The sequence below is a fragment of the Pseudomonas aestuarii genome (genome assembly GCF_027988105.1).
Lineage (GTDB): Bacteria > Pseudomonadota > Gammaproteobacteria > Pseudomonadales > Pseudomonadaceae > Aquipseudomonas > Aquipseudomonas aestuarii.
Window position 1 is genome coordinate 135,725 of sequence record NZ_JAQJZJ010000007.1, and the last position, 20,418, is coordinate 156,142.

The window sequence follows — 20,418 nt, forward strand, 5'->3', positions numbered from 1 at the left end:
ATGCCACACACTGAGATTGTCACCGGCGTTTTGCTGGATGAGGTCGCCCTCGACCTCGATGAACTGGCCCAGGCCTGTTCGGTCGATGCACTGTGGATCGTCGAGCGGATCGAGGCGGGGTTGCTCTGCGAAGTCACTCAGCCGCAGCGCTTCAGCAGTGCCGAGTTGCTCCGCGCCCGGCGCCTGCTGGCGATCGAGCGAGATTTTGATGCCAACCCCGAACTGGCCGCCCTGGTGGTGGATTTGATCGAGGAGGTGGGGCGCCTCAAGGCTCGGCTGAGGAAAGCCGGCATCGACGAAAAGTAGCCGTGGCTGGCATACCCGAACGCAGGCGCGCACTCGCTCGCCCTATGGTTCATCAGCTTGATCGTCCTGCGCCGAATTCAGTCATGCAATAGTTATGGGGAGAGTCAACGTGAAGGCCGTCCAGGTAGTCAATTCTGCGCGCGACGCAGTGATCCTTCGGTGCAGGCAGGAGCCGCAGGGCAGTCAGGGTCTGTATGCGCTGCCGCACTCGGAAGAGGTTCTGCCATGAGTACAAGACAGCCTATCGGCTTTTTCGAACGCTATCTGTCGGTCTGGGTCGCGCTCTGCATCGTTACCGGCATTGGCCTGGGCAGTCTGTTGCCGCAGCTGTTCCAGACCATGGCCGGTTATGAGTACGGTTCGGTCAACTTCATAGTCGCGGTGCTGATCTGGCTGATGGTCTACCCGATGATGGTGTCGGTGGATTTCTCCAGCCTCAAGCGCATTCATGAACGGCCCAAGGGGCTGATCATCACCCTGACGGTCAATTGGCTGATCAAGCCCTTCACCATGGCGGGCCTGGGGGTGGTGTTCTTTCACTACTTGTTTGTCGACCTGATCGATCCGGCTGACGCCAGCCAATATATCGCCGGCTTGATCCTGCTCGGCGCCGCGCCCTGTACCGCCATGGTATTCGTCTGGTCGCAACTGACCCGTGGCGACGCCACCTACACCCTGGTGCAGGTGGCGCTGAACGACGTGATCATGATCTTCGCCTTCGCGCCCCTGGTCGCCCTGCTGCTCGGGGTCACCGACATCGAGGTGCCTTGGGCAACATTGCTGCTGTCCGTCGGACTCTACGTGTTGATCCCGCTGATCGCCGGGGTGATCACCCGGCTGAAACTCAGTGCCGATGCTGGCAGCGCCGTGGAGGCCGAACAGGCGGTCTCGCGTTTCACCGCTCGGGTGAAGCCTCTGTCGGTGCTCGGACTGCTGGGTACGGTGGTGCTGCTGTTTGGTTTTCAGGGGCCGATCATTCTGGATAAGCCGGTACTGATTGCCTTGATTACTGTGCCCTTGCTGATTCAGTCCTACGGCATTTTCGCCATTGCCTATGTGGCGGCACGCGCCTGGAAAGTGCCCTTCAATGTGGCGGCTCCCTGCGCCCTGATCGGCACCTCGAATTTCTTCGAGCTGGCGGTCGCCGTGGCGATCGGCTTGTTCGGTCTCAATTCCGGCGCTGCCCTGGTCACGGTGGTTGGCGTGCTGGTGGAAGTGCCGGTGATGTTGTCGCTGGTTGCCTTCGCCAATCGAACCCGGGGCTGGTTCCCGCAGCCGGCGCCCACCTGCGCTACGGCAACTGCATCACAATCTGCAGGACCCCAGGCAGGACAGGCGCGGCCCTCCGGGGCACCTGTCAGCCAATCCCCGCCACGCGGAAACTGATATGACCAAGCCGCTGATCCCCCTGTGTGAAAACGATGCGAACGATCTCTCGACCGCTGCCGCTGCCGCTGCCGCTGCCGCTGCCGCTGCGGCAGCCCTGGCCGGGGTCTCGACCGAGACACTGAACAGCAGCTGCTTCTGCATCAGTCTGGACGGCGAGGCGTTGCGCGGCGCTCTGGAGTCGACACTGGGCCAGCCCGGCCTGTCCGAACTGGTGCAGCAGCGTTGTCCCTATCTGTTCGCCGCCCATCCAGTGTTTATCGCCCCGGCGCACTTGCAGCGCATGGCCGGGGTGATCCGCGCCATCGAGTCGGTGGTGGCCCTGCCGGCCTATCGCGAATTGGTGTTGGCCCGTTCGCCGGCCATCGCGCGGCATGCGCCGGGCGGCGCCATGGGTGTGTTCTTCGGCTACGACTTCCATGTCACCGAGGGCGGTTTCGGCCTGATCGAGATCAACAGCAATGCCGGCGGAGCCATGCTCAACGCCGTGCTGGCGCGGGCGCAGCAGGCCTGCTGCCCGGCCATCGAACAGCTGCTGCCAGCGGCGTTGCGGGCCGAGACCCTGGAGGCTGGGATCATCGCCATGTTCCAGCAGGAATGGGCCCTGGCCGGTCATGCGCGGCCGCTGCGCAGCATTGCGATTGTCGACGAGGCGCCCGAACAGCAGTACCTGTACCCGGAGTTTCTGCTGTTCCAACAGTTGTTCCAGCGCCATGGCTTGCAGGCGGTGATCGTCGACCCGGCCGAGTTGAGCTTGAAGGATGGTGTGCTCTGGCATGGCGAACTGGCCATCGACCTGGTCTACAACCGCCTGACCGATTTCGCCCTCGACGCCCCGGCCAACGCCACATTGCGCCAGGCCTACCTTGAGCACGCCAGCGTGCTCACGCCGCACCCGCAAGCCCATGCCCTGTATGCCGACAAACGCAACCTGGCGCTGCTCTGCGATGTCGAGCACTTGCAGGCGCTGGATGTGCCCCAGGCCACTCAGGAATTGCTGCTGGCGGCCATTCCGCATACCGAGGTCGTGGATCCGGCCAATGCCGAGCGCCTGTGGCGCGAGCGCAAGCAGCTGTTTTTCAAACCCTGCGCCGGTTATGGCAGTCGCGCGGCCTACCGTGGCGACAAACTGACCCAGCGCGTCTGGCAGGAAATTCTCGCTGGCGACTACGTGGCCCAGGCCCTGGTGCTGCCGGGGCAGCGAGTGATGGCCAGCGATTCCCCAGCGCTGAAGTTCGATCTGCGTGCTTACGCCTACGACGGCTCGGTGCAGTGGGTGGCGGCGCGCCTGTACCAGGGCCAGACCACCAACTTTCGCACCCCGGGCGGCGGCTTTGCCCCGGTCTATCCGGCGCCGCAGTCGGGTTGTACGCCGGGCTGTAACTGATCAGACGGCAGGGGATGGTTCGGCATGCTTGGGCAGGCCCAGGGAAATCAGCGCAGCGAGCAGAACGAAGGCCGAGGACAGCCACAGGCAGGCTTGCAGGCCATAAGCCTGATAGACCCAACCTGACAGCAGGGTGCCGAGCAGCCGGCCCAAAGCGTTGGACATGTAATAGAAGCCCACGTCCAGCGACACGCCATCTTCCTTGGCGTAACTGACGATCAGGTAGCTGTGCAGCGAAGAGTTCACCGCGAACAGCGCACCGAACAGCAGCAGGCCGCCGAGCAGCACCCAGTGCGCCGACCAGCCGCCGTACAGCCCCAGGGCGATGGCCGCCGGCAGGCCCGCCAGCGAGGCGGCCCAGACAAATGCGGCGCGCCCGTCCGGCACCTGGCCACGGGCTTTGCCGGTTATGGCGGGTGCGCAGGACTGCACGATGCCGTAGCCGATCACCCAGGCGGCGAGAAAACCACCGACCATCCAGAAATCCCAGCCCAATACACTGGACAGGTACACCGGCAGTGCCACCACGAACCAGACATCGCGCGCGCCGAACAGAAACAGGCGTGCGGCCGACAGGCTATTGATCGCCCGGCTTTTCGAGAGGATGTCGCGGAACCGGGGTTTGGCCTTGGCCTTGCCCAGGTCCTTTTTCAGCAGGAGCAGACTGGCCAGCCAGATCAGCGCCAGCAGCGCGGCCATGGCCAGCACCGCGCCGGCGAAGCCGAGCAGGGCGAGGAGGGCGCCGCCGAGGAAAAAGCCGACGCCCTTGAGCGCATTCTTCGAGCCGGTCAGCAGCGCCACCCACTTGTACAGGGTGCTTTGCTGATTGTCCGGTACCAGCAGTTTGATCGAGCTCTTGGCGCTCATCTTGTTCAGGTCTTTGGCGATGCCCGACATGGCCTGCGCGCCCATCACCCAGGGGATGGTCAGCCAGGGGGCCGGTACCGTGAGCATCAGCAAGGCGGCCACCTGCAGGCCCAGGCCGATATTCATGGTGCGGTTCAGGCCCAGGCGGGCGCCCAGGTAGCCACCGATCAGGTTGGTGATCACACCGAAGATTTCATAGAACAGAAACAGCGTGGCGATCTGCAGCGGCGTATAGCCGAGGCTGTGGAAATGCAGCACCACCAACATGCGCAACGCACCGTCGGTGAGGGTGAAGGCCCAGTAGTTGCCGGTCACCAGCAGGTATTGACGGACTTCTGGAGTCAGGCGGGTCAAGGCGTGCATATGGATTCTGCAAAGGACCATGAATTTGCAGGGCGGATAGGCCTCTGCGATTAGTGGGAGGGGCTTTAGCCGCGATCAGTGCGATGCCAGCCGCGGCTGAAGCGGAATGCCGCCCAGCCCCGCCCTCAAGTGACTTCTCAGCCCGCCATGCCGACCAGTCGCGCCAGCTCCACGGTGCGGTTGGCGTAGGCCCACTCGTTGTCGTACCAGGCGTACAGCTTCACCTGGGTGCCGTTGATCACCATGGTCGAGAGCGCATCGATGATCGAGGAGCGCGGGTCGGTGCGGTAGTCGATGGAGACCAGCGGGCGTTCCTCGTAGCCGAGGATGTCCTTCATGGAGCCGGCCGCCGCTGTCTTGAACAGGGCATTGACCTCATCCACGGTGGTAGCGCGCTCGACCTCGAACACACAGTCGGTCAGCGAGGCGTTGGCCAGCGGAACGCGCACGGCATGGCCGTTCAGCTTGCCGCGCAGCTCCGGGAAGATTTCCGCGATGGCCGTGGCCGAGCCGGTGCTGGTGGGGATCAGGCTCATGCCGCAGGCCCGCGCCCGGCGCAGGTCCTTGTGCGGCGCATCGAGGATGCTCTGGGTATTGGTCAGGTCATGGATGGTGGTGATCGAGCCGTGGCGGATGCCCAGGTGTTGGTGGATCACCTTGACCACCGGCGCCAGGCAGTTGGTGGTGCAGGATGCGGCGGTGACGATGCGGTGCAGCGCCGGGTCGAACAGGTCCTGGTTGACGCCCATGACGATATTCAGGGCGCCGGCTTCCTTCACCGGGGCGCTGACCACCACGCGCTTGACCCCTTGCTCCAGGTAGCCCGAAAGCACCGCGACCGTCTTCATCTTACCGCTGGCTTCGATCACCAGATCGCAGCCCGACCAGTCGGTGTCGGCGATGGCCTTGTTGGCGCTGACCTTGACCCGCTTGCCGCCGATCAGGATGCAGTCGTCCGCGCTGCCCGCCTCATGCTGCCAGCGGCCGTGCACCGAGTCGAAATTGAGCAGGTGTGCGTGGGTCTCCGGGTTGCCGGCCGGGTCATTGATCTGCACGAACTCGAGCTCTGGCCAGTCCCAGGCGGCGCGCAAGGCCAGGCGGCCGATGCGACCGAAACCGTTGATGCCTACTTTGATGGTCATGATGGCTTCCTTATGCAATGAATTTAACGATCGGCGCCTGGAACACAGCGCCCACCCATGCCGTCGAGGCGCTTGGTGTCGGCGCTGAGCCATTGCTGGTTGGCGCCCAGGGTGGTGTCCAGCACGGCGATCACCCAATCCGGCAGGTCGGGGTGCAGGCGGTAATACACCCATTGACCCTGCCGGCGGTCTGCCAGCAAGCCGCAGGTGCGCAATTGCGCCAGGTGACGGGAGATCTTGGGCTGGCTTTCATCAAGGGCACCGGTTAGCTCGCAGACACAGAGTTCCTCTGCAGCCGTGATCAGCAGCATCAGGCGGACGCGGGTTTCGTCAGCCAGGCATTTGAAAACGCCGGTCGGGTTCAGGTGTACGGCCATTGCGGTTCTCAACGTTTGCTTGGATCTTGATGCGCTCATTACCCGCCCCGGCAGCCAAACAGCACCGGCGTTCGCTGGGTCGTCGCGCGACTCCCAATATATGGAAAAACGAATATACGTATAGCCGCATGTATCGTAAAGCCCGAGCGTTTCCCTGGTGTTGGCCACTGTTCGGTTCGCCAGCCGCACGCCAGTGGCAGGTATAGTGCGAGCAGTTAGCGGTTTTCCTCCAACAATTTAGCTCAAGCTCCCCCATGCACCGACTCGACCTGAAAATTCGCCTGCACTGCGGCGCCGATATCGCTATCGGCCCCGGCAAGGCCGACTTGCTGGAAGCTATCCAGGCAAGTGGCTCGATCAGCGCGGCTGCGCGTAGCCTGGGCATGTCTTACCGCCGCGCCTGGTTGTTGGTCGAAACCATGAATCGCTGTTTCCAAGAACCTTTGGTCACCACGCTTGCGGGCGGCCGCCATGGGGGCGGCACCCAGCTGACCGAGATGGGCGTGCGAGTGCTGCGGCGCTACCGTGAACTCTGCGCACAGGCATTGGCCGCCGTGCAGGGAGGCCTGGATGATCTTGGCGCCTTGTTGGCGGATCCCGCGGCCCGTTAGCCAACCGTCCGCAAATTGCCAACTGGTGCCTGGTTCTGCCGCTGAACTTTGTTCCGATGCACTCGGTCGGATAGAGTGCTGGCGAGCATTAAGTCCTGTTCGCTCTTCGTCTTTCACCGGCCCGTCCAGGCGGCTGGAGGCTGGTTTAGCCCACGTTGCGCGGTGAGTACCGCCGAGTGCGGTTATCTTCTGGAGTAATCGATCATGCGAAATATCACCAAGTTATTCGCGGTATCAGCCTGCGCGTTGATGCTGTCGGGACTGGTTGCACCTGAATTCAATCCATTGATCGGCTCCGCCTATGCCCAAGGTGGTGGTGGTGGTGGTGGTGGTGGTGGTGGTGGTGGTGGCGGTGCAGGAGGCGGTGGTGGCGGTGGCGCAGGAGGTGGCGGCGCGGGCGGCCATGCTGGCGGCGGTGTTGGGGGGACTGGCGGTTTAGGTCTCGGTCGAGATCATTCCTCCGCGGCGGGTCTAGGGGCGGCCAATGGCAAGGCCGAGGCCAACCGCAGCGATAATCGCGGCGCCACCACCTCGGCCGTGGCCAGGTCCGATGAAACTACCGGCCTGGCCAAGGCCATGGCCGTGGTCGCCAGTACGCCAGCGGCGCTGGCGGCGGCCCTGGGCCTGCAGAGCGCGGCCGACAAGCAGGCCGCCAGGAACCTCGCCGATGAGCCGGACATCGACGGCAGCGTCGACGCAGATGTTGATGTCGAGGTCGAGGTCGAGGTCGAGGTCGAGTAGACCCTGAGCGCGATTACCTCCTAGGAGTTGTTGCCGTTGCATCGCGGCAACGCGGCTTGCGCTGAAACGGCAACCGACCCTAGCAACAGCCCGGCCATTGGCCGGGCTGTTGCGTTTCAGGGCGCCGCCGGTCACCTGACGACCTCCACGGCCGGCCGTCGATTCGCGGCAATCCGCGCTAGCGGCAGAGGGGGGCTGGCTATACTTACCCCAAGTTGGCAGGGCCGTTGAGCGGCGAGCGTAGCGGTGCCTGCCACAGCCCAGCAGCCCTGCGCTGTGCCAGCAGCCTGCGTTCACGCGTTCATGATGAGTCCATGACCGATGACCGATGCTCACCCGCATGCTCCGCGTCAGCCAAGCGTCACCCCCAGGACACTGCCGATAGAGGAGGCGTTGCGCATGCCGCGCATCGCCATCGAGTCGATTGAGCCGGCGCTCGAACAGGGCCGCTTCGCCGCCAAGGCGATCGTCGGCCAGCCGGTCAGCGTCAGCGCGAAAATCTTCACCGATGGCCACGAGAAGCTGGGCACCGCACTGCTCTGGCACTTCGAGGGTGAGGAAGGCGGCCACCGCGTGCGCCTCAGCGAGCGTGGCAACGACAACTGGCAGGCCCAATTCACGCCCTTTCGTGTCGGGCGTTATGGCTTCGTCATCGCCGCCTGGTGGGATCACTACGAAACCTTCCGCTACGAATTGACCAAGAAGTACGACACCGGCATGCCGGTCGGGCTGGAGTTGCAGGAGGGGCGCATCCTGCTGGAGAGCACCTTGCAGCGGGCGCAGGGTGAGGCCCGGGCGGCGTTGGACGAGCAGCTTCAGCTGCTGCGCCAGGCCCATGATGAAAGCGAGCAGCTGGCCATCCTCCTGGGCAATGAGATGGCCGCCGCCATGGGCCGCCTGGATGAACACGCGCACCTGGTGCGCAGCGCGGAGTTCGCCATCGAGGTCGAGCGGCCATTGGCCGGATTCGCCAGCTGGTATGAGCTGTTCCCGCGTTCCGAGACCGACGACCCGAAGCGGCACGGCACCTTCAACGACGTCTGCAAGCGCCTGCCGATGATCCGCGACATGGGTTTCGACGTGCTCTACTTTCCGCCGATCCACCCGATCGGGCGCAGTTTTCGCAAGGGCCCGAACAACCAGCTGGATGCTGGCCCGGACGACCCCGGCAGCCCCTACGCGATCGGCAGCGAGGAGGGCGGCCACGAGGCTATTCATCCGCAGCTCGGCAGCCGCGAGGACTTCCGCCGGCTGGTCGCCGCCGCCGCCGAGCACGGTCTGGAAATCGCCCTGGACTTCGCCATCCAGTGCTCCCAGGACCATCCCTGGCTCAAGCAGCACCCCGGCTGGTTCTCCTGGCGCCCGGACGGCAGCATCCGTTATGCCGAGAACCCGCCGAAGAAGTACCAGGACATCGTCAACCTGGATTTCTATACGGCGGATGCCATGCCCGACCTCTGGCTGGCCTTGCGCGACGTGGTCGCCGGCTGGGTGGCCGAGGGCGTGAAGGTGTTCCGCGTCGACAACCCGCACACCAAACCGCTGCCCTTCTGGGAATGGCTGATCGCCGACATCCGTCGCCAGAACCCCGAGGTGATGTTCCTCGCCGAGGCCTTCACCCGCCCGGCGATGATGGCGCGTCTGGGCAAGCTGGGCTTCAGCCAGAGCTACACCTACTTCACTTGGCGCAACCTCAAGGACGAACTCGAAGCCTATTTCACCGAGCTCAATCAGCCGCCGCTGCGCGATTGCTATCGGCCAAACTTCTTCGTCAACACCCCCGACATCAACCCCACCTTCCTGCACACCAGCGGGCGCCCCGGCTTCCTCATCCGCGCCGCCCTGGCGACCATGGGTTCGGGGTTGTGGGGCATGTATTCGGGCTTCGAGCTGTGCGAGAGCGCGGCGCTGCCGGGCAAGGAGGAATACCTCGATTCGGAGAAGTACCAGATCCGCCCGCGCGACTACGCGGCGCCGGGCAACATCATCGCCGAGATCACCCAGCTCAACCGTATCCGCCGGGAGAACCCGGCACTGCATAGCCACCTCGGCTTCAAGGCCTACAACGCCTGGAACGACAACATTCTGTATTTCGGCAAGCGCACGCCCGGGCTCGACAATTTCATCCTGGTGGCGGTCAACCTCGATCCGCACCACGCCCAGGAGGCGCATTTCGAACTGCCCCTGTGGGAGTTCGGCCTGCCGGACGAGGCGTCCCTGCACGGCGAGGACCTGATGACCGGTCATCGCTGGACCTGGCACGGCAAGACCCAATGGATGCGTCTCGAGCCCTGGCACTCGCCGTTCGGCATCTGGCGCATCGAACCTGTCACCTAGAAGGACTCCCCCATGGGCAAAGCCAGACAGCGCAAGCCTGCGGCCTTCATCGACGATCCCCTGTGGTACAAGGATGCGGTGATTTATCAGGTGCACGTCAAATCGTTTTTCGACTCGAACAACGACGGCGTCGGCGATTTCAATGGCCTGATCGACAAGCTGGACTACATCGCCGACCTCGGCGTCAACACCCTCTGGCTGCTGCCGTTCTACCCCTCGCCGCGGCGCGACGACGGCTATGACATCTCCGACTACCGCGGCGTGCACCCCGACTACGGCGGCCTGGCCGACGTCAAACGTTTCATCGCCCAGGCACACCGGCGTGGCCTGCGGGTGATCAGCGAACTGGTGATCAACCACACGTCCGACCAGCACCCCTGGTTCCAGCGTGCCCGCCAGGCCAAGCCCGGCTCGGCGGCGCGCAACTTCTATGTCTGGTCGGACACCAGCCAGAAGTATGAGGGGACGCGGATCATCTTCCTCGACACCGAGACCTCCAACTGGACCTGGGATCCGGTGGCCGGGGCCTACTTCTGGCACCGCTTCTACTCGCATCAGCCGGACCTCAATTTCGACAACCCGCGGGTCCTGCAAGCGCTCCTCGGCGTCATGCGCTACTGGCTGGACCTGGGCATCGACGGCCTGCGTCTGGACGCCATCCCCTACCTGGTCGAGCGCGAGGGCACCAACAACGAGAACCTGCCTGAGACCCACATGGTGCTCAAGCGGATCCGCGCCGAGATCGATGCCCACTATCCCGATCGCATGCTGCTGGCCGAGGCTAACCAGTGGCCGGAGGACACCCAGCTGTACTTCGGCGGCAACGCCCAGGGCGGTGGCGATGAATGCCACATGGCCTTCCACTTCCCGCTGATGCCGCGCATGTACATGGCCCTGGCCCAGGAGGATCGCTACCCGATCACCGACATCCTGCGCCAGACCCCGGATATCCCCGCCGACTGCCAGTGGGCGATTTTCCTGCGCAACCACGACGAACTGACCCTGGAGATGGTGACCGACCGCGAGCGCGACCACCTGTGGAACTACTACGCGGCCGACCGCCGCGCGCGCATCAACCTGGGCATCCGCCGGCGCCTGGCGCCGCTGCTGGAGCGCGACCGGCGGCGCATCGAACTGCTCACCAGCCTGCTGCTGTCGATGCCGGGCACCCCGGTGCTCTACTACGGCGACGAGATCGGCATGGGCGACAATATCTTCCTCGGCGATCGCGACGGGGTGCGCACGCCGATGCAGTGGTCGATCGACCGCAATGGCGGCTTCTCCCGTGCCGATCCGGCCAGCCTGGTGCTGCCGCCGATCATGGACCCGCTCTACGGCTACCAGACCGTCAACGTCGAGGCCCAGCAGTACGACGCCCATTCGCTGCTGAACTGGACCCGCCGCCTGCTGGCGATCCGCAAGCAGTTCATGGCCTTCGGCCGCGGCAGCCTGAAGCTGCTGGCGCCGACCAACCGGCGCATCCTCGCCTACCTGCGTGAGTACCAGGGCGGCGACGGCAGGAGCGAGCTGATCCTCTGCGTGGTCAATGTGTCGCGCGCGGCCCAGGCGGCGGAGCTCGAGCTTTCGGCCTATGCCGGCCTGGTGCCGGTGGAGATGGTCGGCGGCAGCGCCTTCCCGCCGATCGGTCAGCTGCCCTACCTGCTAACCCTGCCGCCCTATGGCTTCTACTGGTTCCAGTTGGCCGCCGAGGCGCAGATGCCGGCCTGGCACATGCACCAGATCGCCACCCTGCCGGAGCTGCAGACCCTGGTGCTGAAGCGCTTCGAGGATCTGCTGCAGGGGCCGGCGCGGCTGGTGCTCGAACGCGAGTCGCTGCCGGCCTACCTGCCCAAGCGGCGCTGGTGCGCCGGCAAGGGCGGGGCGCTGGAAACGGTGCACATAGCCTATGCGGTCCCCTTCGGCGATATGCAGCCAACGGCCCTGCTCAGCGAAGTCGAGGTGAGCAGGGCGGGCGCCCGGGAGCGCTACCAGTTGCCGTTTGGCTACATCGACGAGGACGAAACCGGCAGTGCGCTGCCGCATCAGCTGGCCATGGCGCGCGTGCGGCGTGGCAACCGGGTCGGTCAACTGACCGACGCCTTCAGCCTCGATAGCTTCGTCCTGGCGCTACTGCAGGCCCTGCGCGAAGAGCGCCGGTTGAGCTGTGCCGACGGTGAGCTGCAGTTCATCGCGCGCCCCCTTCTGGCCGACCTGGACTTTGGCGCTGCGCCCGAGGTGAGCCATATCGCCGGGGAGCAGTCGAACAGCTCGGTGGTGATCGCCGACATGCTGGTATTCAAACTGATCCGCCGGGTCGCCGCCGGGATTCATCCCGAGGTGGAGATGAACGGCCAACTGAGCGCCCAGGGCTTCGCCCATATCGCCGAGGTGGTAGGCGAAGTGCGACGTGTTGCGGCGGACGGCGAACCGCACACCCTGCTGATCGCCCAGCGCTACCTGGAGAGCCAGGGCGATGCCTGGACCTGGACCCAGAGCAGCCTGGAGCGGTCCATCCGCGACGAGATGAGCAGCTACCTGGCCGAGGGCGGTAGCGCCTCTGCGGCCCTCGCCGAGCTGGAACGCTTCGCCGGCCTGCTCGGCGAGCGCCTCGGCGAGATGCACCGGCTGCTGGCACTGCCCAATAGCGATCCGGACTTCGCGCCGCAGATCAGCACCGCGGCGGATGCCGAACAGTGGACCCGGAGCATAGCCGGCCAGCTCGAACGGGCCCTGGACATCCTCATCCAGCAGCGCAGCACGCTGGGGGCGGCGCAGCAGGCGGCGATCGAACGACTGCGCCAGCACCCCGCGGCGCTGCTCGAACAGGTCGAGGGCCTCGCCCGGCGTGCAGTCGGCGGCCTGCGCATTCGTGTCCACGGCGACCTGCACCTCGGTCAGGTGCTGGTGGTACATGGTGATGCCTACCTGATCGACTTCGAAGGTGAACCACTGCGCTCGCTGGCCGAACGCCGGGCCAAGCACAGCCCGTACAAGGATGTTTGCGGGGTGTTGCGCTCGATCGACTACGCCGCGGCCATGGCCACGCGCAATGCCCTGAGCGCCGACATCTCGAGCGAGGCCAACCAGGCGCGCCGGGCGATCACCGCCGACTACCGGCAGCGTTCGCAGGCGGCCTTCCTCGCCGGTTACCGGCTGGCGGCGGCGCAGGTGCCCCACGTCTGGCGCGAGGAGGACGGAGCAGACGCCGCCCTGCGCCTGTTCAGTCTGGAAAAGATCGCCTATGAAATCGCCTATGAAGCTGAATTCAGGCCCGACTGGCTGGTGGTGCCGCTGCAGGGTTTGCTCGATCTGCTGCAAGAGAATGCCGGAGGTGAGCGATGAGCAAGCAACAGACAGGCGCGCAGGCACTGGCGGCCCTGCTGCCGGCCGACCACGACATTGAGGCGCTGCTGCGCGCCGAACACCCCGACCCCTTCGCCATCCTCGGCATGCACCGCGATGCCCAGGGGCCGCTGATCCGTGTTTACCTGCCCGATGCGCTGGCGGTCGAGGTGCTGGCCAGGGATGGCGAAACGCCCCTCGTCGCGCTCCAGCAGAGCCGGGTGCCCGGCCTGTTCGTCGGTCGCCTGGCGCAGCCCCAGCCCTACCTGCTGCGTATCCGCTGGACGGACGCCGAACAGCTCAGCGAGGATCCCTACAGCTTCGCGCCACTGCTCGGCGAGATGGACCTCTACCTGTTCGCCGAGGGCAATCACCGCGATCTCGGCCACTGCCTGGGCGCCCAGCTGATGTCGGTCGAGGGCGTGGCCGGGGTGCGCTTCGCCGTCTGGGCACCGAACGCCCGCCGGGTCTCGGTGGTCGGCGCGTTCAACGGCTGGGACGGCCGCCGTCACCCCATGCGCTTGCGTCATCCCTCCGGGGTCTGGGAGCTGTTTATCCCGCGCCTGCAGGCGGGTGAGCTGTACAAGTACGAGATTCTCGGCGCCCATGGCCTGCTGCCGCTCAAGGCCGATCCCATGGCCCTGGCCACCGAGACCCCGCCGGGCACCGCCTCGCGGGTGGCCGCCGCGCTGGACTACAACTGGCACGACGACGACTGGCTGGCCCGGCGCGCCGCCGCTCAGGCGGCCGATGCGCCGATCGCCATCTACGAGGTGCATGCCGGATCCTGGCGCCGTGAGGGCGGAGAAGAGGGCCGCCAGTACGACTGGCATGAACTCGCCGAACGGTTGATCCCCTATCTGCAGACCCTGGGCTTCAGCCATGTCGAGCTGATGCCGATCATGGAACACCCCTTCGGCGGTTCCTGGGGCTACCAGCCGCTCTCGCAGTTCGCGCCGAGCAGCCGCTACGGCTCGCGCGAAGATTTCGCCGCCTTCGTCGATGCCTGTCACCAGGCCGGGATCGGCGTGATTCTCGACTGGGTGCCGGCGCATTTCCCCAATGACGTCCATGGCCTGGTGCAGTTCGACGGCACCGCGCTCTATGAGTACGCCCACCCCCACGAGGGGCTGCACCGGGACTGGGATACCCTGATCTACAACCTCGGCCGCACCGAGGTGCATGGCTTCATGCTGGCCTCGGCCCTGCACTGGCTCAAGGCGTTCCATGTCGATGGCCTGCGCGTCGATGCGGTGGCCTCGATGCTCTACCGCGACTATTCGCGCAACGAAGGCGAATGGATTCCCAATCGCTATGGCGGGCGCGAGAACCTCGAGGCCGTCGACTTCCTCCGCCACCTCAACGACGTGGTCGCCAGCGAGGTGCCCGGCGCCCTGGTGATCGCCGAGGAGTCCACCGCCTGGCCCGGGGTCACCCATGCCACCGCCGAGGGCGGGCTGGGCTTCGCCTTCAAATGGAACATGGGCTGGATGCATGACAGCCTGCACTACATCCAGCACGACCCGATCCACCGCCGCCACCACCATGGCGAGCTGACCTTCGGCCTGCTCTATGCCTTTTCCGAGCGCTTCGTGCTGCCGATCTCGCATGACGAGGTGGTGCATGGCAAGCGCGCGCTGATCGACAAGATGCCCGGCGACCGCTGGCAGCAGTTCGCCAACCTGCGCGCCTACCTGAGTTTCATGTGGACCCATCCGGGCAAGAAGCTGCTGTTCATGGGCTGCGAGTTCGCCCAGTGGCGCGAGTGGAGCCACGACCGCGAACTGGACTGGTACCTGCTCAACTACCGCAAGCACTGTGGGGTGCAGCAACTGGTCGGCGACCTCAACCGGCTGTATCGCGACGAACCGGCGCTGCATCAGCAGGACTGCTTGCCGGCCGGCTTCCAGTGGCTGATCGGCGACGATGCCGAGAACAGCGTCTATGCCTGGTTGCGCTGGAGTCGTGAAGGCTACCCGCTGCTGGTCATCGCCAACCTGACCCCGCTGGTGCGCCACGCCTATCGGGTCGGCGTGCCGTTCGGCGGCCACTGGCAGGAACTGTTCAACAGCGACGCCGAATGCTATTGCGGGGCGAACGTCGGCAACGGCGGCATGCTGATGGCCGAGCCGTTGCCCAGCCACGGCCATGCCGCCTCGCTGCAACTGGTCCTGCCGCCCCTGGCGGTGCTGATCCTGCGCCCAGTCGCCGGGCAAGAGTCCGCTGCCCCGGCGTAGGGCAGCTGTATATTGCCGGCCTCGCGCGGCGCGGTTCACCGTTGGTTGAGCGCCGCTTGCTAACGGAGGTTGTTACGGCGCATGCGCCTGGCGCGCATCTCGAGCAGCGCATAACCGAGCCCGGCCAGTGCCAGCGGCAGCAGGTAATAGAACACCCGGTAGCCGATCAACCCCGCTAGTAGGGCGCCGATCGAGGTCTGCTGTTGCAGCAGGGCGATGAATACCACCTCCAATACGCCGAGACCGGCCGGGATATGAATGATGACCCCGGCGATGGCGCTGACCAGCAGGGCGCCAAGCACGGCCGGGTAACCGAGCGGGGCAGGCAGCAGGATATCGAGCAGCAGGGCCATCAGCGACCAGTTGCCGGCGCCGAGGGCAACCTGCAGCAGGCCCATGCGCAGCGAGGGCAGATAGACCTCGTGGCCGCGGATCGTCCAGGTGCGCCGGGGCGAGCAGGCACAGAGCAGCAGATAGCCCAACAGCAGGGCCAGCAGCGCGCCACCGAGCAGGCGCAAACCGGGGAGGCCGAGCTCCCAGCCTGTCGGCGGCACCACCAGGCCGAGGGTCAGGACCACCCCGAGCAGGCCGATGTAGCCTAACCAGTTGGTCATCAGGCTGAGGGTCAGCACCTTGGTGATCTCGGCCGAGCCCAGGCCAAGCTGCGAGTAGAGGCGAAAGCGCAGGCCGACACTGCCGATCCAGGCGCTGAGGTTCAGGCTGAACGCGTAACAGACGAAGGTGACCGGCAGAACCTGCCTGAGCGGCAGACGATGGTGGGTGTAGGCGCGGCCGATCAGGTCGAAGCAGCTGTACAGCGCGTAGCTGGCGCAGGCGGTGGCCGCAGCCAGGAGCAAGGTGCTGGTGCGGTAGCCGCGCAGTGCCGCGAGCAGTTCCTGCCAGTCGAGGCGGCGGGTCAGGGCGACCAGCAGGCCCAGCACCAGGAGGAAGAACGTCAGGCTCAGCAGCAATTTAGCGCGCGCCGGCCAGTCGCGCCTGGTGCTCGAGGCGCGTGCAGGGCGGCGCGGCTGGTTCATTGTCGCTCGCGCCGCTGGGCGGCGCTACGGGCCGCCTTGGCCTGCTCATGGGGCTGCAACAGGGCCAGCTTCGGGGTGTGCGCCGGTAGCCAGCCGATCCAGGCCGGAAAGTGGCGCAGCAAGTGGAAACCGAGGAACACCAGCGGCATCCGCCAGAAGGCCCAGCGTGCCAACTGCGCCTGACTGATCGCCTGGCAATGCTCGCTGGCCAATGCCTGCAGGTGCTCGAACAACTGCCGATTGAAGGCGCGGTCGCGGATGATCAGGTTGGCCTCCAGGTTCAGCGACAGGCTCAGCGGATCCAGATTGCTGGAGCCGACGGTGGCCCACTGGTCATCGACCAGCGCCACCTTGCCGTGCAGCGGCCGGCTGGCGTATTCGAGGATGCTTACCCCGCCGCGCAGCAGGTAGTCGTAGAGGATCCGGGCACTGAAGCGGGCGATCGGCATGTCCGGCTGGCCCTGCAGGATCAGCTCGACCTTGACCCCGCGCTGCGCCGCGCGGCGAATCTCGCGCAGCAGCCGGAAGCCGGGAAAGAAGTAGGCGTTGGCGATCAGCAGGCGCTGGCGCGCGCCGCGGATGGCCTGCAAATATTGCTGCTCGATATCGATGCGGTGTCGGCGGTTGTCGCGAATCACCAGCTGCGCCTGGCCGGGGCCTGAGCCCGCCTGGTCGGCGGCCTGGCTACCCGGCTTGGCCCTGCCGCGCCGCCGCCAGCGGCGCCGCCGCTGCTCGGGCGGCGCCAGCATGGCCAGGACGAACCGGCGGATATCGTGTACCACCGGCCCTTCGACTTCGACGGCATAATCCTGCTTGGCCTCGGGGCCGAAATCGGCCAGGTGGTCGGCGGAAAAATTGATCCCGCCGACGAACGCCAGGCGGTCATCGATGACCACCAGCTTGCGGTGCATGCGGCGGAACAGATTGGTGCGCATGCCCAGCAGGCGGGGCTGTGGGTCGAACATATGCACGCGCACGCCGACCTCGCTCATGGCCGTGACGAACGCGCTGCTGAGGTCGGCCGAGCCATAGCCATCCACCGTCAACTCGACCCTGACCCCGCGTTCGGCGGCGGCAATCAGTTCGGCCTGCAGTTGGCTGCCGACCTTGTCCTCGAAGAGGATGAAGGTCTCGATCAGCACCTCCCGTTCGGCCGCGCGGATGGCCTCGAACACCCGCGGGAAAAACGCCTCGCCGTTGATCAGCAGGCTCAGGCGGTTGTCGGCGCGCCAGGGAAACTTCATAGGCGGATCTCCACCGCCAGTGGCAGGTGGTCGGACAGGTGCGACCAGGGCCGGGTCGAGAGTATCCGCGGTTCATGGCTGCTGGCGTTGCGTACGTAGATGCGGTCCAGGCGCAGCAACGGCCAGCGCGCCGGAAAACTCCGGGCGACCCTGCCATGGGCCCGCGCGAATACTTCGTGCAGGCCGACCTCGCCCTCCAGCAGGCGTGTGGCGCGCAGCCGCCAGTCGTTGAAGTCCCCGGCCACCACCACCGGCGCCTTGGCCGGCAAGCTGGCGAGCAACTCGCAGAGCAGCTGCAGCTGCTGCTGGCGGTGCTGCTCGCGCAGCCCCAGGTGCACGCAGATGGCGTGCAGCTGGCGTTGCGCGGGCAACTGCAGGACGCAGTGGAGCAGGCCGCGGCACTCCGGTCCGGCAATCGAGATGTCGATGTTGCGCTCGCGGATGATCGGGTACTTCGACAGCAGGGCGTTACCGTGATCGCCATCCGGGTAGACCGCATTGCGCCCGTAGGCGAAGTCGCTCCACATGCTGTCGGCGAGAAACTCGTATTGCGGCGTCGGCGGCCAGTTGAGAAAGCGCCGCGAGTGGCGTTCATGGGTGCCCAGCACCTCTTGCAGAAACACCACTTCCGCCGAGACGTTGCGCACCGCATCGCGCAGCTCGTGGAGGATGAAACGGCGGTTGAACAGGGTGAAGCCCTTGTGCGTGTTGACCGTCAAGATTCGCAGGCTGTGCACCGGCTCGGCCAGCTCCAGCCGGCGCCCGCCGCTGCCTTGCCCCGCGTTATCGGTGTTCACATGCCTGCTCCTGCATTCAGTCCGTGGGGCGGTTCAGTGCGAACAGCAACAGGGACCGGTCGCCGACCTCGTATTCCCGGTCCAAGGCGAAGACTTCGCGGTCGCCGTCGACCCGCGCCGTATCGAGCAGGCGGCGCCAGCCGTTGCCCTGGGGCACCTCCGGCAGACGGAAGTCGATCGGCTGGTAATGCGCATTGACGATCAGCAGCAGGGTGCTGTCCGAACCGCTGCGGCGGATGCCAGTGGGTTGCGCGCGACCGTCGAGGAGCATGCCCAGGCAGCGGCCCTGGCCATCGTGCCACTGCTCGATGCTCATTTCCTCGCCGCTGGGCGCCAGCCAAGCCACGTCCTTGACCCCCAGCTCTTCATTGTAGGCGCCGATCAGGTAGCGGCCGCGGCGCAGGATCGGGTAGGCCAGGCGCAGCCTGATCGCCTGGCGCACGAACAGCAGCAGGGCCGCGCCATCCTCGTCCAGCGCCCAGTCGATCCAGCCAATCTCGCTGTCCTGGCAGTAGGCATTGTTGTTGCCATGCTGGGTGCGGGCGAACTCGTCGCCGGCGAGCAGCATCGGCGTGCCCTGGGAGAACAGCAGGGTGGCCATGAAGTTGTACATCTGGCGCAGGCGCAGCGCACGGATCTGCGGGTCGTCGCTCGGGCCCTCGACGCCATGGTTCCAGGACAGGTTGTTGTCGGTGCCGTCCTGGTTGTTCTCCTGGTTGGCCTCGTTGTGCTTGTCGTTGTAGGACACCAGGTCGTGCAGGGTGAAGCCGTCGTGGGCGGTGACGAAATTGACCGAGCTGTGGGGCCGCCGCCCGCGCCGGTCGAACAGGTCGCCGGAGGCGGTCAGGCGCTTGGCGAAGTCGGCGAGCTGGTTGTCGTCACCTTTCCAGAAGGCGCGCACGGTGTCGCGGAAGCGGTCGTTCCATTCCGCCCAGCCGGGCGGGAAGCCGCCGAGCTGGTAACCGCCGGGGCCGCAGTCCCAAGGCTCGGCGATCAGCTTGACCTGGCTCAGCAGCGGATCCTGGCGGCAGGCGACGAGAAAGCCGTGACGCTCGTCGAAGCCCTGCGGCTCGCGGCCGAGGATGGTCGCCAGGTCGAAGCGGAAGCCATCCACGTGCATCTCCGCGACCCAGTAGCGCAGCGAGTCGGTGACCATCTGCAGGACCCGGGGGTGGCTGAGGTCGAGGGTATTGCCGGTGCCGGAATCGTTGACGTAGAAGCGCTGGTCGTCGGCCTGCAGGCGGTAGTAGCTGAGGTTGTCGATCCCGCGCATCGACAGGGTCGGTCCCAGTTCGTTGCCTTCGGCGGTGTGGTTGTAGACCACGTCGAGGATCACCTCGATCCCGGCATGGTGCAGGTGCGCGACCATTTCCTTGAATTCGCTGACCTTGCCGCTGGCGAGGTAGCGCGGGTGCGGGGCGAAGAAGGCCAGGGTGTTGTAGCCCCAATAGTTGCTCAGTTCCTTGTTCAGCAGGTGCTGGTCGTTGACGAAGGCGCACACCGGCAGCAGTTCGAGCGCGGAGACGCCGAGCTCGCGGAGGTGCTGCAGGACCGCCTCGACACTCAGGCCGGCAAAGCTGCCGCGCAGCTCGGCGGGCACCTGCGGATGGCGCATGGTGTAGCCGCGCACGTGGGTCTCGTAGAGGATGGTGCGATCCCAGGGGAGCTGCAGACGATGATCGCGGCCCCAGGTGAAGGCCGGGTCGATGACCTTGCTCTTGGGCACGAAGGGCGCACTGTCGCGCTGGTCGAAGCTGAGGTCGGCGTCCTGCGAGCCGATGATGTAGCCGAACAGGGCTTCCGACCAGCGCAACTCGCCCAGCAGCTGTTTGGCATAGGGGTCGATCAGCAGCTTGTGGGGGTTGAACCTCAAGCCCACGTCCGGGGCGTAGGGGCCGTGCACGCGGTAGCCGTAGATCTGCCCGGGATGGGCATCGGGCAGATAGCCGTGCCAGATCTCGTCGGTGTATTCCGGCAGCTGGATACGCTCCAACTCGACCTGGCCGCTGTCATCGAACAGGCACAACTCGACCATATGGGCATGGGCGGAAAACAGCGCGAAGTTGACGCCCAGACCATCCCAGGTGGCGCCGAGGGGGAAGGGCAAGCCCTCGCGAATCCGCGACGGAATCATCACCTGCGGCGCCTGCGAGCCTTTCTTCTGTCTGCTGTGCATCTGACCTCCTGGGAGCTCGCCGGGACGAGGCGGCGCTGCGGTTGCGGGCCGCGCCCCGGTGCCGGACG

The 20,418-nt window shown here is 65.8% G+C and carries 15 protein-coding genes; 8 read left to right on the plus strand and 7 right to left on the minus strand.

Annotation, left to right across the window (positions count from 1 at the left end; translation table 11 throughout):
- The 3 genes from PH586_RS15825 to PH586_RS15835 all read left to right on the plus strand — a co-directional run bounded on the left by PH586_RS15825 (window position 1) and on the right by PH586_RS15835 (window position 3,079).
- Window positions 1–306 (plus strand): chaperone modulator CbpM, encoded by a 306-nt coding sequence (locus PH586_RS15825; RefSeq protein WP_271348721.1) that lies wholly within the window; start codon window positions 1–3, stop codon window positions 304–306.
- A 225-nt stretch (window positions 307–531) separates the two neighbouring features.
- A complete protein-coding gene (gene arsB / locus PH586_RS15830; protein ID WP_271348722.1) occupies window positions 532–1,692 on the plus strand; it encodes an ACR3 family arsenite efflux transporter in 1,161 nt (386 codons plus the stop codon).
- A 1-nt stretch (window position 1,693) separates the two neighbouring features.
- Window positions 1,694–3,079 carry a hypothetical protein gene (locus tag PH586_RS15835; RefSeq protein WP_271348723.1) on the plus strand — a complete coding sequence of 462 codons (1,386 nt, stop codon included), beginning with the start codon at window positions 1,694–1,696 and terminating at the stop codon, window positions 3,077–3,079.
- Here PH586_RS15835 and arsJ read toward each other — a convergent pair whose 3' ends face one another.
- From arsJ to PH586_RS15850, 3 genes are all read right to left on the minus strand, one after another.
- Complete coding sequence (gene arsJ / locus PH586_RS15840) at window positions 3,080–4,309, minus strand: organoarsenical effux MFS transporter ArsJ (RefSeq protein WP_271348724.1); 1,230 nt, start codon at window positions 4,307–4,309, stop codon at window positions 3,080–3,082. It lies immediately after the preceding gene.
- 137 nt (window positions 4,310–4,446) lie between these two features.
- Window positions 4,447–5,451, minus strand: coding sequence for an ArsJ-associated glyceraldehyde-3-phosphate dehydrogenase (locus PH586_RS15845; protein ID WP_271348725.1), 1,005 nt, complete (start codon window positions 5,449–5,451; stop codon window positions 4,447–4,449).
- A gap of 23 nt (window positions 5,452–5,474) precedes the next feature.
- Complete coding sequence (locus PH586_RS15850; protein ID WP_271348726.1) at window positions 5,475–5,828, minus strand: metalloregulator ArsR/SmtB family transcription factor; 354 nt, start codon at window positions 5,826–5,828, stop codon at window positions 5,475–5,477.
- Between the two features lie 254 nt (window positions 5,829–6,082).
- Between PH586_RS15850 and PH586_RS15855 the strand changes: the two genes are divergently transcribed.
- The 5 genes from PH586_RS15855 to glgB all read left to right on the plus strand — a co-directional run bounded on the left by PH586_RS15855 (window position 6,083) and on the right by glgB (window position 15,096).
- On the plus strand, window positions 6,083–6,439 hold the full coding sequence (locus PH586_RS15855) for a winged helix-turn-helix domain-containing protein (RefSeq protein WP_271348727.1): 357 nt from the start codon (window positions 6,083–6,085) through the stop codon (window positions 6,437–6,439).
- A 204-nt stretch (window positions 6,440–6,643) separates the two neighbouring features.
- Entirely contained in the window at window positions 6,644–7,180 is a 537-nt protein-coding gene (locus tag PH586_RS15860) for a hypothetical protein (RefSeq protein WP_271348728.1), read from the plus strand.
- Between the two features lie 321 nt (window positions 7,181–7,501).
- A complete protein-coding gene (locus tag PH586_RS15865) occupies window positions 7,502–9,517 on the plus strand; it encodes an alpha-1,4-glucan--maltose-1-phosphate maltosyltransferase (RefSeq protein WP_271348729.1) in 2,016 nt (671 codons plus the stop codon).
- 12 nt (window positions 9,518–9,529) lie between these two features.
- On the plus strand, window positions 9,530–12,859 hold the full coding sequence (gene treS / locus PH586_RS15870; protein ID WP_271348730.1) for a maltose alpha-D-glucosyltransferase: 3,330 nt from the start codon (window positions 9,530–9,532) through the stop codon (window positions 12,857–12,859).
- Window positions 12,856–15,096: a 1,4-alpha-glucan branching protein GlgB gene (gene glgB / locus PH586_RS15875; protein WP_271348731.1), complete on the plus strand. Its 2,241-nt coding sequence runs from the start codon at window positions 12,856–12,858 to the stop codon at window positions 15,094–15,096. Before treS ends, glgB begins: the two co-directional genes overlap by 4 nt.
- Before the next feature lie 59 nt (window positions 15,097–15,155).
- Here glgB and PH586_RS15880 read toward each other — a convergent pair whose 3' ends face one another.
- Genes PH586_RS15880 through glgX form a run of 4 tightly spaced genes read right to left on the minus strand, consistent with a single transcriptional unit; the run spans window position 15,156 to window position 20,350 of the window.
- Entirely contained in the window at window positions 15,156–16,133 is a 978-nt protein-coding gene (locus tag PH586_RS15880; RefSeq protein ID WP_271348732.1) for a putative bifunctional lysylphosphatidylglycerol flippase/synthetase, read from the minus strand.
- Window positions 16,130–17,377: a cardiolipin synthase ClsB gene (clsB, locus tag PH586_RS15885; protein WP_271348733.1), complete on the minus strand. Its 1,248-nt coding sequence runs from the start codon at window positions 17,375–17,377 to the stop codon at window positions 16,130–16,132. The genes PH586_RS15880 and clsB overlap by 4 nt, the downstream gene beginning before the upstream one ends.
- Window positions 17,374–18,132 carry an endonuclease/exonuclease/phosphatase family protein gene (locus PH586_RS15890; protein ID WP_408636966.1) on the minus strand — a complete coding sequence of 253 codons (759 nt, stop codon included), beginning with the start codon at window positions 18,130–18,132 and terminating at the stop codon, window positions 17,374–17,376. Before PH586_RS15890 ends, clsB begins: the two co-directional genes overlap by 4 nt.
- Before the next feature lie 58 nt (window positions 18,133–18,190).
- Window positions 18,191–20,350: a glycogen debranching protein GlgX gene (glgX, locus tag PH586_RS15895; protein ID WP_271348735.1), complete on the minus strand. Its 2,160-nt coding sequence runs from the start codon at window positions 20,348–20,350 to the stop codon at window positions 18,191–18,193.
- Window positions 20,351–20,418: the final 68 nt, after the last annotated feature.